Source organism: Serratia proteamaculans (assembly GCF_946227095.1).
In the GTDB taxonomy this organism is placed as follows: Bacteria; Pseudomonadota; Gammaproteobacteria; order Enterobacterales; family Enterobacteriaceae; genus Serratia; species Serratia proteamaculans_E.
In genome coordinates this window covers 183,426-198,348 of sequence record NZ_CAMISV010000008.1, presented here as the reverse complement: position 1 = coordinate 198,348, position 14,923 = coordinate 183,426, and the positions used below count along the sequence as shown (strand labels likewise).

The window sequence follows — 14,923 nt, the reverse complement described above, 5'->3', positions numbered from 1 at the left end:
AAGTGGCCTGCCTTGCGGCAGGCGTTAATCAAAAATTCTGGCCGTGTCGTCGGGGCGAGTCGGCTTACCAGCGTTGCTTCAGCAGATTGTTCGGCTGAATACCGCCAATCGCATGCGCGTTACTGAAGTGCTTCACGGCAATGCCCGCTTCGAACTCTTCACGGAAATATTTAATCGCGCTTTGCAGTGGCTCTACGGCACCTGGCGCATGGGCGCAGAAGGTTTTGCCCGGGCCGAGAGAACGGCACAGCTGCTCAAGGGTTTCGATATCCCCCGGCTGCCCTTCGCCATTCTCCAGCGCACGCAGGATCTTCACGCTCCACGGCAGGCCGTCACGGCATGGCGTACACCAGCCGCAGGACTCGCGAGAGAAAAACTCTTCCAGGTTACGCACCAGCGGAACCATGCCAATCTCGTGGTCTACGGCCATCGCCAGCGCGGTACCGAGACGGCTGCCGGCTTTACCGATGCTCTCGAAGTCCATCGGCAGATCAAGGTGATCGGCGGTCAGGAAGTCGGTGCCCGCGCCGCCTGGCTGCCAGGCTTTAAAACGCAGACCGTCACGCATGCCACCGGCGTAATCTTCCAGAATTTCACGTGCGGTGGTGCCAAACGGCAGCTCCCAAACGCCTGGGTTTTTCACCCGGCCGGAGAAGCCCATCAGTTTGGTACCGGCGTCGTTACTCTTGCCGGCGGAGATCCCCTTGTACCAGTCAACGCCGCCTTCAAGGATCGCCGGAACGTTACACAGGGTTTCTACGTTATTGACGCAGGTCGGTTTACCCCAGACACCGGAGGACGCCGGGAAAGGTGGCTTGGAGCGCGGGTTGGCACGGCGGCCTTCCAGCGAGTTGATCAGTGCGGTTTCTTCGCCACAGATGTAGCGACCGGCGCCGGTATGAACAATCAGCTCGAAGTCGAAGCCGCTGCCCATGATGTTCTTGCCCAAATAACCGGCTTCGGTGGCTTCAGCGATCGCCCGGCGCAAATGCACCGCAGCTTCGATGTACTCACCGCGCAGGAAGATGTAGCCGCGATAGGCCTTCAGCGCGAACGCCGAGATCAACATGCCTTCCACCAACAGGTGCGGCAGTTGCTCCATCAGCAAGCGGTCTTTATAGGTGCCCGGCTCCATTTCATCAGCGTTACACAGCAGGTAACGGATGTTCATGGATTCATCTTTCGGCATCAGGCTCCACTTCAAACCGGTGGAGAAGCCTGCACCGCCACGACCTTTCAACCCGGCGTCTTTCACCAGGGTGACAATCTCGTCCGGGGCCATGCCTTTGATGGCCTTTTCGGCACCGGCATAGCCGTTCTTGCTGCGGTATTCATCCAGCCAGACCGGCTGTTTGTCATCGCGCAGCCGCCAGGTCAGCGGGTGCATTTCGGGAGTGCGCACAATGTCTTTAATCATTGATACTGCTCCAGTAGCGTCTCGATATCTTCAGGCTTCAGCTGACTGTGAGTGTCCTCATCAATCATCATGGTCGGCCCTTTATCGCAGTTGCCCAGGCAGCAGGTTGGCAGCAGAGTGAAACGGCCATCAAAGGTGGTTTGACCCGGTTTGATGCTCAGCTTCTTCTCAATGGCGGCCTGAATGCCCTGGTAACCGGTGATGTGACAAACAACGCTGTCACAATAACGGATCACGTGACGTCCTACTGGCTGACGGAAAATCTGGCTGTAGAACGTGGCCACGCCTTCTACGTCGCTGGCAGGAATGCCCAGCAGTTCCGCGATGGCATAAATCGCCCCATCCGGAACCCAGCCACGCTGCTTCTGCACAATTTTCAGTGCTTCGATAGAGGCGGCGCGTGGGTCCTCGTAATGGTGCTTTTCGTGCTCGATCGCATCACGTTCTTCCGCACTCAGCTCAAATGCATCAACGCCGCTCTGAGGAGCGGCCGCATTGATAGGTTCAAGCGCGGGGTTATTCGCGTGATTGTCTTTTTGATCATGCATAGTTAGCGGTCCACATCTGACATTACAAAATCGATACTACCCAGATAGACGATCAGGTCGGAGACCAGGCTGCCACGGATTACCGCTGGGATTTGCTGCAGGTGCGCAAAGCTTGGCGTACGTACCCGGGTGCGGTAGCTCATGGTGCTGCCGTCGCTGGTCAGGTAGTAGCTGTTGATCCCTTTAGTGGCTTCAATCATCTGGAATGATTCGTTGGCTGGCATCACCGGGCCCCAGGAAACCTGCAGGAAGTGGGTGATCAGCGTTTCAATGTGCTGCAGCGTGCGCTCTTTCGGCGGCGGCGTGGTCAGCGGGTGATCGGCCTTGAACGGGCCTTCCGGCATGTTGTTCAGGCACTGTTCGAGAATGCGCAGACTCTGGCGCAGCTCTTCCACCTTCAACATCACACGGGTGTAGCAGTCGCTGTTGCCGTCACCGACCGGAACTTCGAAATCGAAATTCTCATAGCCGGAATACGGACGCCATTTGCGCACATCGAACTCGATACCGGTGGCACGCAGACCCGCGCCAGTGACGCCCCACTCCAACGCTTCTTTCGCATTGTAGGATGCCACGCCAACGGAACGGCCTTTCAGGATGCTGTTCTTCAGTGCGGCCTTGACGTAAGAATCCAGACGTTTTGGCATCCACTCAAGGAACTCGCGCAGCAGACGATCCCATCCGCGCGGCAGGTCGTGTGCGACACCGCCAATACGGAACCAGGCCGGGTGCATACGGAAACCGGTGATCGCTTCAACCAGATCGTAGATTTTCTGACGGTCGGTAAAGGCGAAGAACACCGGAGTCATCGCGCCGACGTCTTGAATGAAGGTACTGATGTACAGCAGGTGGCTGTTGATGCGGAACAGTTCGGACAGCATCACGCGGATAGTATCAACGCGATCCGGCACCTTGATACCGGCCAGTTTCTCAACTGCCAGCACGTAAGGCATTTCGTTCACGCAGCCGCCGAGGTACTCGATACGGTCGGTGTACGGAATGTAGCTGTGCCAGGACTGACGCTCGCCCATCTTCTCGGCGCCACGGTGGTGGTAACCGATATCCGGTACGCAGTCGACAATATCTTCACCATCCAACTGCAGAATGATACGGAATGCACCGTGCGCAGACGGGTGGTTCGGGCCGAGGTTAAGGAACATGAAGTCCTCGTTCTCGGTACCGCGCTTCATGCCCCAGTCTTCCGGTTTGAAAGTCAGCGCTTCCATTTCCAGATCTTCTTTCTGTTTGGTCAACACAAAGGGATCGAATTCGGTGGCACGCGCCGGGTAATCTTTACGCAGCGGGTGGCCTTCCCAGGTTTGCGGCATCATGATGCGCGTCAGGTGCGGGTGGCCGTCGAAGGTAATACCGAACATTTCCCAGGTTTCACGCTCATACCAGTTGGCATTAGGGAATACCTTGGTCGCTGTGGGCACGTGCAGGTCTTTTTCAGACAGCGCCACTTTCAGCATGATGTCGCGGTTGCGTTCGATAGAAATCAGATGATAGAAAACAGAAAAATCCGCTGCCGGCAGGCCGTCGCGGTGGGTACGCAGACGCTCGTCCATGCCATGCAGATCGAACAGCATGACATAAGGCTTCGGCTGCTTTCTCAAAAACGTCATTACTTCCAGTAACTGATCGGCTTTGACCCATACCACGGGTATTCCGGTACGGGTAGGCTGAACAGTAAAGGCTTCCGGCCCAAAACGGTTGCGCAGTTCGCCAATCACCGGATCGTCAAGGTGATCTCTGGTTTGCCAGGCCGGCAATGCGTCGTGCGTCGTTGAATCTGTCATAATTTTTTTCACCACACTGAAGGGTTATTTCGCCGCAAGTTCACTTTTCGCTGTGTTAACCAATAGCGCACTAAGATGGACGTTAAATGAACGTCTTAAATCTCGTCAGGCGTCCGAAGGTTGGTCACCGCGATACGCTCGCCGTGTTTACGCTCTCTTTCAGACTGCATGTTGGCGCGGTAAACACCCTGATCGCCGACAACCCAGGACAGAGGGCGGCGTTCTTTGCCAATAGATTCCTGCAACAGCATCAGTGCCTGCATGTAAGCTTCCGGGCGCGGTGGACAGCCAGGAATGTACACGTCGACCGGCAGGAACTTGTCCACGCCCTGTACCACGGAATAGATATCGTACATGCCGCCGGAGTTGGCACAGGCACCCATGGAGATCACCCATTTTGGTTCCAGCATCTGTTCGTACAGACGTTGAATAACCGGGGCCATCTTGGTAAAGCAGGTACCGGCCACTACCATCAGGTCAGCCTGACGCGGTGATGCACGCAGAACTTCAGCACCAAAACGCGCCACGTCGTGAACGGCGGTAAACGACGTCACCATCTCCACGTAACAGCACGAAAGGCCGAAGTTATACGGCCAAATAGAGTTTTTACGCCCCCAGTTCACCATGTCATGCAATGCATGTTCGAGTTTACCCATGTAAACCGTGCGGTGAACCTGTTGGTCCAGGGGATCGGCAACGATCTCCTGTTTTTGCAGGGGGTAACGGTCGTTCTCACCGTTCGGGTCTATGCGGGTGAGCGTATAGTCCATCTTAATGCCTCGTTTTTAACCGACTACTGCGGATGACTGTTAGTGGCGTTTTTGATTGTGCCTGGCTTGCTCTGGCGCCGGGAGCGCACCGGAGTCCAATCCAATGCGCCAATACGCACCAGATAAACCAGCCCAGCCAATAACACCAAAATGAAAATGGCGGCTTCGATAAAGCCTACCCACCCGCTCTCACGTATGGAGACCGACCAGGCGTACAGGTACAAGGCTTCAACATCGAAAATAACGAAGAACATGGCGACCAGGTAGAACTTGGCCGACAGACGCATGCGCGCCGTACCGACCGAGTCGATGCCTGATTCAAACGGGGTATGTTTGGCGCGCGCACGGGCTCTCCCACCCAGGAAGAACGCACCCATAAGCATTAAACAGCAAAGCCCGATTGCCACGACAAAAAATACGGCGAACGCCCAGTGATGAGCGATAACTTCAGTGGTTGTTGACATACTCTATGCTTACTCATCAAAAGTGGCGTCGATCGCTCTGCTCTTGTTTCTGGCAGTTAGTGCACCACATCGATTTAAGGGAAGGATAAATAAACCACACAAACAAACTGCTATTACAGCAAGTTAGCCAGCGTTTTACTGTGGGCTTTTTACTCCTTTCTATAACCTTTTGTCAACTTTGACAAAAGTATCTACACACTAGTTTACATACATATCATTTAATTAACATTTGATGCGACTGGCTTAGGCTAAATCGTGTCAGTTAATTGATGTGTAGAAACAGATAGATATAAACCAACATGCTCATTTCAGTTTTACTATACCATTGTCTCAGGAATCTCCTGTTCTTCCACTCACTACCTAGGGGTATTTTTTTGATCCAGGACACGTTTTCAGCATAAACCCTCAAAAAAAGTGTGGCCCTTTAATAAATTTTGTCAATTACGCCGGTCAAATTATCCCGGGACAAACTACCAAAATAACCATATTGATTCCAGGCCTTTACCTTTATAATTATTCGTTCAAAAAATGACCGAAAGGCTTTTTCTTCGTCTGATAATCGTTCTCATCGACCGCCATAGAGTCAAACAAATAGCCACTTCACTATAAAGACAAGACTAAACGCTCATAAATTGAATTATTCCCGATTTAAGGACAAAAAAAACCTCCGCCGAAGCAGAGGTTTTATGACCTGATTTAACGCGTTTTGGCGTTATTCCTCGTCATCAACCAGGCAGGTGTCATCCTGCAACGAGGCACTCGGCCCATTGAAGCTGTAGTTGTCGTTGCCGTTCTGCATGGCGCTGAAAATGGCCATCGCCAGCTCGTTGCCGCACTGCAGGTCCTTGCACAGGCTGTATTGCGTGTCCGGCAGCGTTGGCAAACCTTCCGCTGCGCCGAGCACCCGCAGGTCCGGGCTCATCATCTCAATTGGCCGAACGGTGATGCCCAGGCCAGCCTTGCAGGCTGCACGAACGGCGGACAGCGTCGAAGCCACATAGGCAATGCGCCATGGGATCCCGGCGGCATCCAGGTGTTTAATCGCCATCGAGCGGAACGGACTGGGTTCGTCCATCACCACCAACGGGATGGGTTCACCGGCCTGAAAATGGTAATCCGCCGCGCAATACCACAGGGTTGGCGAAGTACGCAGCACAATGTGCGGGCGATCTGCGGTAGCCATAGTGGTAATCGCCAGATCGACTTCACCGTTTTCCAGCATGTCGATCATGAACGAGCTGGGTTTCACTCGCACATCAATCGCCAATTTTGGATACACCGAAGTGACGCGGTTAAGCAGGAAAGGCAGGATGGTATCGGCGGTATCATCAGAAGCGCCAATAGTCAGAACACCTTTAATATTGTTGTACATCAGAGAGGTACAGGCTTCGTCGTTAAAGCGCAGGATTTTCCTGGCGTAGCCGAGAAGCTGAATACCGTGTTCAGTCAGTAATTTATTGCGCCCATGACGGGCAAACAACTCTTTGCCAACCAGTTGCTCTAACCGCTGCATTTGTTGGCTGACGGCTGATTGAGTACGACAAACGGCGACTGCCGCCGCCGCAAAAGTATTCAAATCAGCAACAGCCACAAAGGTTCTTAGCAGATCGAGGTCGAGATTGAGTATCGGACGATTTGCAGTTGTCATAGTGTTTTCTTCACTTTTTAAATTCTAATTTACAAACTACCCTGGTGTGTTTCTAAGACATCGTTTAAAAGGGACGATGCCAGACATGACAGTACCCCACTCATTAGTGGAGGGCAAAAAAATTACTTTTATTTCGTTACCTCTATCGCCTTTTAAAATGTGATCTATCGAGATTGCTTATACAACGTCTGACTTTATAAGTGGTGAAAGTGTTTAATTTTTACCGAACAAAATATTTTACTCATTCAGATAGCAGGATTGCCACACCAATTGTGCTGCACAACCTCCGCAGCCAGACTGGCCGCAGCGTCTCCCGATACGCGAAAGAGTAAGAAATTCCTCTTGTAACAGCCGATGGATTTTTTAATGATTTTAATAAATTCAATCAGTAACATTTATTCCGTGAATAACTCAGGAATAACTACTTAAACGCGGCTTAACAGAGAAACTAAAATAACGCTAATGTGAATTTTCTTATGATTCAGTTTGGATCGCTGATGGACAAACCGCCATCAGACTACTCTGGCATTATCATCTCTTTACATTTTATCTTCGTTAACTCCCCGGTGTGGCTTAACAGTGAACAGGTTTCTGTTAGCCCAGCGTTGCTGGCATGGTGCCATTATCGCTGTACGCCCTTATCACTTCAGAACAAAAACCCAATAAACAAATAGATTAAGAAATTAAATACCAGAAAATCACATTCACGTTGCTTATCATGCCTGGAATCCCCCTTTGGGCCCTTCGTTTGCACCAAAGGCGTGCACAACCCTTCAAAAGCATCTGCGCCAGGAGTACATTGGGCAGGTTGCGGTGTTCCACGGTAGGAACGCCCCTATCCCAGCAAAAGGCTCAACTTTCTATGTCCCCCATTGAGAAATCCAGCAAACTGGACAACGTCTGTTATGACATTCGCGGCCCGGTGCTCAAAGAAGCTAAACGTCTTGAAGAAGAAGGCCATAAAGTCCTCAAACTGAACATCGGCAACCCTGCCCCGTTTGGTTTTGACGCCCCTGATGAAATCCTGCTCGACGTGATCCGCAATCTGCCCACGGCGCAAGGCTATTCCGATTCCAAAGGGCTCTTCTCGGCGCGTAAAGCGATTATGCAGCACTACCAGGCGCGCAACATACGTGACGTGACCGTTGAGGATATCTACATCGGTAATGGGGTTTCCGAACTGATTGTGCAATCCATGCAGGCGCTGCTCAACAGCGGTGACGAAATGCTGGTACCGGCGCCAGATTACCCGCTGTGGACCGCGGCGGTTTCGCTGTCCGGCGGCAAAGCCGTGCATTACCTGTGTGATGAAGAAGCCGGCTGGTTCCCGGATCTGGATGACATCATCAGCAAGATCACCCCACGCACCCGTGGCATTGTGATCATCAACCCAAACAATCCGACCGGCGCGGTCTACAGCAAGGCACTGCTGGAGCAGATTGTTGAGATCGCCCGTCAGCACAACCTGATCATATTCTCCGATGAAATCTACGACAAAATTCTGTATGACGAAGCCGAGCACCATTCGATCGCTGCGCTGGCGCCGGACCTGCTGACCGTGACCTTTAACGGGCTGTCAAAAACCTATCGCGTGGCGGGTTTCCGTCAGGGCTGGATGGTGTTGAACGGGCCGAAGAAGCACGCCAAGGGGTATATCGAAGGGCTGGAAATGCTGGCATCCATGCGGCTGTGCGCCAACGTGCCGATGCAGCACGCAATCCAAACCGCGCTGGGTGGCTACCAGAGCATCAACGAATTTATTCAACCGGGCGGGCGTCTGTATGAACAACGCAACCGGACCTGGGAACTGTTGAACCAAATCCCGGGCGTTTCCTGTGTGAAACCTCAGGGGGCGCTGTATATGTTCCCGCGCATCGACGCTAAACGCTTTAATATTCGCGATGACCAGAAATTGGTGCTGGACCTGTTGCTGCAGGAAAAAGTGCTGCTGGTACAGGGCAGCGCGTTCAACTGGCCGTATCCGGATCACGTGCGTATCGTGACTCTGCCGCGTGTGGATGAACTGGAAATGGCGGTGGGCAAACTGGGCCGTTTCCTGGAAGGCTACCGTCAGTAATCGCCGCCGGGGCAGCCTGCTGCCCCACTCCCCCACCAGAACGTCACCGCACAGCCCGAGTTGCATAACCCGCCGTCACTGCTCACAATGGGGCCCTCACTTGCCGTTGTAAAAGAGAGCACCATGAGCCAGAGCCACTTTTTTGCCCATCTGTCCCGCTTGAAACTGATTAACCGCTGGCCGCTGATGCGCAATGTTCGCACCGAGAACGTTTCCGAGCACAGCCTGCAGGTGGCCTTTGTTGCCCACGCACTGGCGGTGATCAAAAACCGAAAATTCAATGGCAACCTGAGCGCCGATCGCGTCGCCCTGCTGGCGATGTACCACGATGCCAGTGAAGTGATCACCGGCGACATGCCGACGCCGATCAAATACTACAATCCGCAGATTGCCCACGAGTATAAGAAGATCGAAAAGATAGCCCAGCAGAAACTGCTGGATATGATCCCGGCGGAGTTACGCAACGATTTCCGCTCGATCCTCGACGAACACTATTACACCGAAGATGAAAAGTTGGTGGTGAAGCAGGCCGATGCGCTGTGCGCCTACCTGAAATGTCTGGAGGAGTTGTCTGCCGGCAATAACGAATTCAAGCTGGCGAAAGCGCGGCTGGAAAAAACCCTGCAGCAACGCAGCAGCCCGGAGATGGATTATTTCATGAACGTGTTTATCCCCAGCTTCAGCCTGTCGCTGGATGAAATCAGCCTGGATTCTTCCCTGTAATTCTCATGGCGCAGCACGCTGCGCCGTTAATTAGAATGCATACAACCAGGGCACGATAATCACGCTGACTACCATCACCAACAGCGTGAACGGCACGCCCATGCGGATAAAATCACCGAACTTATAGTTTCCCGGCCCCAGCACCAGCGTGTTTACCGGTGAAGAAACCGGCGTCATAAATGCGGCCGAAGCGGCGATGGCGATAATCATCGCAAAGGGGTACGGGGAAACGCCCATTTCACGCGCGGCCGCAATGGCGATCGGCGCCATCAGCACCGCGGTGGCGGTGTTGGAGATAAACAGGCCGATAGTGGCGCAGAGGGCAAACAGGCACACCAGCATCACCCGCGGTCCGGCATCGCCCGCCACGTCCATTAAACCACGCACGATCAAATCGACCCCGCCGGTTTTTTGCAGCGCCTGGGCAAACGGCATCATACCGACAATCAAAATAATGCTCGGCCAGTGAATCGACTTATAGGCGCTTTCCATGTCGATGCAGCGGAACTTGCCCATCAGCAGACAGGCAATCAGCGCGGCAATCGGGTTGGGAATTTCATCGGTCAGCATCATCGCGACCATCAGCGCCAGGCAGAACAGTGCGTGCGGCGCCTGGGTGATGGCCGGTGCCACTTCATCAACCTCGGCCGGCAGGTTGAGGACGATAAAATCATGAGTTTTCGCCTGCAGCTGACGGATCGCCTTCCAGTCGCCGATTACCAACAGAATATCGCCCAATGCCAGAGGCTCATCCACCAGCTTGCCTGCCAGGGTTTCGCCATTACGGCGAATACCAACCACGTTCAGATCGTAGCGACTGCGGAAGGCAGACTCGCGCAGGCTTTTACCCAACAGGGTTGAATCGGGGATCAACGACACTTCCGCCATGCCGACGTTGCGTGACTGTTCGGAGAAATAGTCGCCGCGCAGGACCATCGGCTCCAGCTGTTGCTCGCTGCAGAACTCGCGTAGATCGACCTGACTGTCCGACATGTCAAGCAGCAGCACATCCCCTTCGCGCAGTTCGGTGCTGCCGGATGCGCTGACCATCACCCGCCGAAAGCGTTTCCAGCGTTCAATCCCCACCACGTTAGCGCCATAGCGGGCACGCAGGTGCAGCTCGTCCAGCGAATGACCGACCATCGGCGAACCGCTGCGCAGCGCCAAGCGGCGGGCACGGCCGGTCAGCTTATAGTCGCGGATCAGATCGTGGAAGGTACGCCGTTGCCAGGTTTCACGCGTTTTATCACCGTCGTCATTGGCCAACCAGCGCCGCGCCACCAGCATGTACCCCACGCCCAACACCAGCACCGCCAGACCGACCGGGGTTACGCCGAAGAAGCCAAAACCGCTGATGCCCTCGCGGACCAGCTCACTGTTGACCACCATGTTCGGCGGCGTTGCCACCAGGGTCATCATACCGCTGATCAAACCGGCAAAGCTCAGTGGCATCATCAACCTGCCCGGCGCGATTTTCATCCGCGCCGCCACGCTGAGTACCACCGGAATAAAGATCGCCACCACGCCGGTCGAGCTCATAAAAGCCCCGAGACCGGCCACGGTGACCATCAACAACATCAGCATTCTGGTTTCGCTGCTGCCGGCCACCTTCACCAGCCAGTCACCCACCTGATAAGCCACTCCGGTGCGCACCAACCCTTCACCAATCACGAACAGCGCGGCGATCAGGATCACATTGGGATCGCTGAAGCCCACCGTAGCCTCCGCCAGGGTCAGCGTGCCGCTCAGCACAAAAGCGATGATCACCAGCAACGCCACGACGTCCATCCGCAGCTTGTTGGTGGTAAACAGCACGATGGCAATCAACAGTAAACTCAGCACCCACAGTAATTCGCTGTTCAAAACGGCCTCATCCGGCAGAAATATCCAAGGGCTTAAAAATTAGCATAAAAAAACCCCGCCGGTGCGGGGTCTAATCAATTTGGGTGAAGATACCCTCGGTCAGGCGACCAGGCTTATCGCCGCACCCTGCTCCGTTTTACTCACCGCAATCTGCTCAAGCGAGGTTAACAATAGATCAACCTGCTCCAGCTTGGGGGCGTCGGCCGGTACATTGACCGCAATTACCTGGCAGCCGGCGGCCAACCCGGAAAGGATACCGGCGGCGGCGTCTTCCACTACCACACAGTCCTGTGGCGCCAGCCCCAGACGCTCTGCGCCCAGCAGATAGGCATCCGGCTGTGGCTTGCCATGTTTTACCTGCTCGGCGGTAATGAACACCTCCGGCTGCGGCAAACCACCGGCATTACGACGGGCGGTAGCCACCGGGATCGACCCAGAGGTGACGATCGCCCACGGGATATCCAAGCGATTCAAGCGCTCCAGCAAGGCAGCGGCCCCCGGCAACGCAGTAACGCCATCGGTGTCCTGCGCTTCCACCTGCTCCAGCAGCAGGAACTCCTGTTGAATGGCTTCCTCACTTTCACCCGGCATAAAGTGACGTAACGAGGTAATGGCCTGTTTACCGTGAATGAAATCCAGTACGTCCTGCGGATTAATGCCGCGGCGTTTGGCCCAGTTAATCCAGGCGCGCTCTACCGCCGGCAGCGAATCAACCAACGTCCCATCAAGATCGAACAGAAAACCCTTACACTCCACAGGAAACCTCTTTTAATCAGGCATTGATAATTTGCGCTATCTCGACGGCGCTCAGGTGATACTGACGTGGGCATGACAGCCAGATAGCCAGCATTCGCTGGTACTTTTCCCACATTTTGGTTTGGGCATTAAAGCCGTGGCTGCCAGAATCGAAATGAGTATAGCGCCCCTCGGTGGTCACAAGGAAACGCACATAGCTGAGATAACGCGCTTCGGTTGCAGCGTCAAAGCCGAGAAACGCCAGGCGGCGCGCCTCAATCCCCTGTTTTTCCTTCAGGTTATCCCAGGAGACCTGCAACGCATGGTGCATTTCCATCACGTTGATAATGGTGCGGCACACTTCTTCGCTCATTTCGCCAAAGTCGCGATCCAGCTCGCGCATCTGCAGGCCAAACCCACGTTCGATAACGGTCTGCAGGCGGCGGTAACGCTCGGCGTTATCCGGATCCAGCATGGTCATCATCTTGTATTGGTTCGACAGGATCAGCCGTTGGGCGTGGGTCATTTCCATTATAATTTCCTCGATAAATTGCTAATGGCGGAAGCATCGCACAGCGCAAGATCGCAGGAAATCACAACTCGCCGGTTCTTTGATTTAAACCGGGGTTATTGGCTGGAACAAGCTATGCCCAGGTCTATTATTAGGGAGAGCGTGCCGAAGGGGTCGTAGCAGCTTCAGCTGCCGACCAATTTGTCGGGAACAAATTGGAACGACTTCAGTCGGCCCAAAGGGTGGGACACATGGATGTGTCACATAATAGCCCCTCGGTGCGCTAGGCCCGGGTATCTCAGACTAGACATCAAACTTAACCAGGCCGCAATCAATGCGGCCATTTTTGTGGTTACAGGTCATCCAGGAAGGTTTTATCCAACTGCTTGAAGGCGCGTTTCAGCAGGTCCGCCAGCGCCTGGTAGGTCGGTGTGCCTTCTACCGGTGCTACCGCCTGACCGGCTTCCGCCAGCTTGTTGCGGACTTCGTGGAACCATTGCAGCAGCGTTGGCGGCAACGGAGTAACCGAACGACGGCCCAACCACCACAGACCCTGCATCGGCATGCTGCACGCAAACAGCGCGGTGGCGATCGCCGGGCCTAACTGGCCACCCAGGGCAATCTGCCAGGTCAGGGCGAACACCGCCAGCGGCGGCATAAAACGGACGGCAAAACGGGTGGCACTCGCAACGCGATTCTCCGGAAAGACCGGAGCCAGACGTTTGTCCGACGGCCAGGTTTTCATATAATGCTGCCCGCGCTGGAAGACCTGAAACCAGCTAACGGAACCGGACGGTTTGCTCGTCATTGCGTACCTCAACGTCACAAAGAAAAATAAGGACACAGCCAACACAATACTAAAAAAGTTGAAGCTTTAAATTTATTTTGTGTTTGCCTCAGGCTATCGGTATCCTAAGCCGGCCTTTTGGCCGGTAGAAGATGACAAGAATTCTGTCAACTTTTAGCCCTATAAAAATCAAGATTACTTAAACCGTAGAGAAATCATCGGTTTTTTCATCGTCATGTGGTTTGTGCAATTCACATGATGTTAATCATAAATGTCAACGGCATTATGCGCTACGCTTGTTGTCTGATTGACGATTAATTCACCACGTGTTTTGGTCTTTCCTTTAACAACACGAACTATTTAAGTAGGTACTTCCATGTCGAGTAAGCTAGTACTGGTCCTGAACTGCGGCAGTTCTTCCCTGAAGTTCGCTATCATCGATGCTGTCAACGGTGAAGAACACCTCTCCGGCTTAGCCGAATGTTTCCACCTGCCTGAGGCTCGCCTCAAGTGGAAGATGGACGGCGCGAAACACGAAGCGGCTCTGGGCGCCGGCGCTGCGCACAGCGAAGCACTGAACTACATTGTTAATACAATTCTGGCACAAAAACCTGAGCTTTCTGCACAGCTGACCGCTATCGGTCACCGCATTGTGCACGGCGGCGAGAAGTTTACCGCTTCTGCCGTGATCAATGACGAAGTCCTGCAGGGTATCAAAGATTCGGTGCCTTTTGCACCACTGCATAACCCAGCGCACCTGATCGGTATCGCTGAAGCATTGAAATCTTTCCCTAAACTGGCGGATAAAAACGTTGCCGTGTTCGACACCGCGTTCCACCAGACCATGCCGGAAGAATCCTACCTGTACGCCCTGCCGTACAGCCTGTACCGTGACCACAGCGTTCGCCGCTATGGCGCACACGGCACCAGCCACTTCTACGTGACTCAAGAAGCGGCCAAGGCGCTGAACAAGCCGGTTGAAGAAGTTAACCTGATCACCTGCCACCTGGGCAACGGCGGTTCCGTTGCCGCAGTGCGCAACGGCAAATGCGTTGACACCTCCATGGGTCTGACCCCGCTGGAAGGCCTGGTCATGGGTACCCGTAGCGGTGACATCGATCCTGCCATTATCTTCCACCTGCACGACTCCCTGGGCATGAGCGTTGATCAAATCAACAAAATGCTGACCAAAGAATCCGGCCTGCTGGGCCTGACCGAAGTCACCAGCGACTGCCGTTATGTTGAAGACAACTACGAAAGCAAAGCCGACGCCAAGCGTGCGATGGACGTATTCTGCCACCGCCTGTCCAAATACATCGGTGCCTACAGCGCCCTGATGGACGGCCGTCTGGACGCAGTCGTCTTCACCGGTGGTATCGGTGAAAACGCCGGTATGGTACGTGAGCTGACCCTGAACAAACTGGGCCTGCTGGGCTTCGAAGTTGACCACGACCGCAACATGGCTGCTCGCTTCGGTAAATCCGGTGCCATCACCAAAGACGGTAGCCGCCTGGCGCTGGTTATCCCGACCAACGAAGAGTTGGTCATCGCGCAAGACGCATCCCGTCTGACCGCGTAACG

Annotated in this window: 13 protein-coding genes; 3 read left to right on the top strand and 10 right to left on the bottom strand. The window is 54.2% G+C overall.

Annotated features, from left to right (window positions below):
* Positions 1 to 64: 64 nt before the first annotated feature.
* The 6 genes from nuoF to lrhA form a co-directional block, all read right to left on the bottom strand.
* On the bottom strand, positions 65 to 1,417 hold the full coding sequence (gene nuoF / locus OC597_RS17390) for an NADH-quinone oxidoreductase subunit NuoF (RefSeq protein ID WP_261463912.1): 1,353 nt from the start codon (positions 1,415 to 1,417) through the stop codon (positions 65 to 67).
* Positions 1,414 to 1,965, bottom strand: a complete 552-nt coding sequence (nuoE, locus tag OC597_RS17385; protein ID WP_099061607.1) for an NADH-quinone oxidoreductase subunit NuoE — start codon at positions 1,963 to 1,965, stop codon at positions 1,414 to 1,416. Before nuoE ends, nuoF begins: the two co-directional genes overlap by 4 nt.
* A gap of 2 nt (positions 1,966 to 1,967) precedes the next feature.
* The gene (nuoC, locus tag OC597_RS17380) at positions 1,968 to 3,764 is read right to left on the bottom strand and encodes an NADH-quinone oxidoreductase subunit C/D (RefSeq protein ID WP_099061608.1); all 1,797 of its coding nucleotides are present in this window, start codon (positions 3,762 to 3,764) and stop codon (positions 1,968 to 1,970) included.
* Positions 3,765 to 3,859: 95 nt separating this feature from the next.
* The gene (locus tag OC597_RS17375) at positions 3,860 to 4,534 is read right to left on the bottom strand and encodes a NuoB/complex I 20 kDa subunit family protein (protein WP_004947278.1); all 675 of its coding nucleotides are present in this window, start codon (positions 4,532 to 4,534) and stop codon (positions 3,860 to 3,862) included.
* Between the two features lie 23 nt (positions 4,535 to 4,557).
* Positions 4,558 to 4,998, bottom strand: coding sequence for an NADH-quinone oxidoreductase subunit A (locus OC597_RS17370; RefSeq protein ID WP_012146022.1), 441 nt, complete (start codon positions 4,996 to 4,998; stop codon positions 4,558 to 4,560).
* A gap of 712 nt (positions 4,999 to 5,710) precedes the next feature.
* Positions 5,711 to 6,646: a transcriptional regulator LrhA gene (gene lrhA, locus OC597_RS17365; protein WP_262209750.1), complete on the bottom strand. Its 936-nt coding sequence runs from the start codon at positions 6,644 to 6,646 to the stop codon at positions 5,711 to 5,713.
* 862 nt (positions 6,647 to 7,508) lie between these two features.
* Between lrhA and OC597_RS17360 the strand changes: the two genes are divergently transcribed.
* A complete protein-coding gene (locus tag OC597_RS17360; RefSeq protein ID WP_085117786.1) occupies positions 7,509 to 8,723 on the top strand; it encodes a pyridoxal phosphate-dependent aminotransferase in 1,215 nt (404 codons plus the stop codon).
* Positions 8,724 to 8,846: 123 nt separating this feature from the next.
* Positions 8,847 to 9,446, top strand: a complete 600-nt coding sequence (gene yfbR, locus OC597_RS17355) for a 5'-deoxynucleotidase (RefSeq protein WP_037421003.1) — start codon at positions 8,847 to 8,849, stop codon at positions 9,444 to 9,446.
* A gap of 30 nt (positions 9,447 to 9,476) precedes the next feature.
* Here the strand turns inward: yfbR and OC597_RS17350 are convergent, their stop codons facing one another.
* The 4 genes from OC597_RS17350 to yfbV form a co-directional block, all read right to left on the bottom strand.
* Positions 9,477 to 11,309: an SLC13 family permease gene (locus OC597_RS17350; protein WP_262209748.1), complete on the bottom strand. Its 1,833-nt coding sequence runs from the start codon at positions 11,307 to 11,309 to the stop codon at positions 9,477 to 9,479.
* A 99-nt stretch (positions 11,310 to 11,408) separates the two neighbouring features.
* Positions 11,409 to 12,065 carry a sugar phosphatase gene (locus tag OC597_RS17345; RefSeq protein ID WP_262209746.1) on the bottom strand — a complete coding sequence of 219 codons (657 nt, stop codon included), beginning with the start codon at positions 12,063 to 12,065 and terminating at the stop codon, positions 11,409 to 11,411.
* 16 nt (positions 12,066 to 12,081) lie between these two features.
* Entirely contained in the window at positions 12,082 to 12,576 is a 495-nt protein-coding gene (locus tag OC597_RS17340; protein ID WP_099061613.1) for a YfbU family protein, read from the bottom strand.
* 331 nt (positions 12,577 to 12,907) lie between these two features.
* The gene (gene yfbV, locus OC597_RS17335; protein WP_085117795.1) at positions 12,908 to 13,363 is read right to left on the bottom strand and encodes a terminus macrodomain insulation protein YfbV; all 456 of its coding nucleotides are present in this window, start codon (positions 13,361 to 13,363) and stop codon (positions 12,908 to 12,910) included.
* Between the two features lie 355 nt (positions 13,364 to 13,718).
* On the opposite strand from yfbV, the gene ackA reads away from it, so the two are divergent.
* Positions 13,719 to 14,921, top strand: coding sequence for an acetate kinase (ackA, locus tag OC597_RS17330; RefSeq protein ID WP_261258238.1), 1,203 nt, complete (start codon positions 13,719 to 13,721; stop codon positions 14,919 to 14,921).
* The last annotated feature ends 2 nt before the right edge of the window (positions 14,922 to 14,923 follow it).

Excerpts from the sequence above, each read along its gene's own strand:
- yfbV (WP_085117795.1), bottom strand. The coding sequence starts at position 13,363 with ATGACGAGCAAACCGTCCGGTTCCGTTAGCTGGTTTCAGGTCTTCCAG.
- nuoE (WP_099061607.1), bottom strand. The coding sequence starts at position 1,965 with ATGCATGATCAAAAAGACAATCACGCGAATAACCCCGCGCTTGAACCT.
- ackA (WP_261258238.1), top strand. The coding sequence starts at position 13,719 with ATGTCGAGTAAGCTAGTACTGGTCCTGAACTGCGGCAGTTCTTCCCTG.
- nuoC (WP_099061608.1), bottom strand. The coding sequence starts at position 3,764 with ATGACAGATTCAACGACGCACGACGCATTGCCGGCCTGGCAAACCAGA.
- yfbR (WP_037421003.1), top strand. The coding sequence starts at position 8,847 with ATGAGCCAGAGCCACTTTTTTGCCCATCTGTCCCGCTTGAAACTGATT.
- OC597_RS17340 (WP_099061613.1), bottom strand. The coding sequence starts at position 12,576 with ATGGAAATGACCCACGCCCAACGGCTGATCCTGTCGAACCAATACAAG.
- lrhA (WP_262209750.1), bottom strand. The coding sequence starts at position 6,646 with ATGACAACTGCAAATCGTCCGATACTCAATCTCGACCTCGATCTGCTA.
- OC597_RS17360 (WP_085117786.1), top strand. The coding sequence starts at position 7,509 with ATGTCCCCCATTGAGAAATCCAGCAAACTGGACAACGTCTGTTATGAC.
- nuoF (WP_261463912.1), bottom strand. The coding sequence starts at position 1,417 with ATGATTAAAGACATTGTGCGCACTCCCGAAATGCACCCGCTGACCTGG.
- OC597_RS17375 (WP_004947278.1), bottom strand. The coding sequence starts at position 4,534 with ATGGACTATACGCTCACCCGCATAGACCCGAACGGTGAGAACGACCGT.
- OC597_RS17370 (WP_012146022.1), bottom strand. The coding sequence starts at position 4,998 with ATGTCAACAACCACTGAAGTTATCGCTCATCACTGGGCGTTCGCCGTA.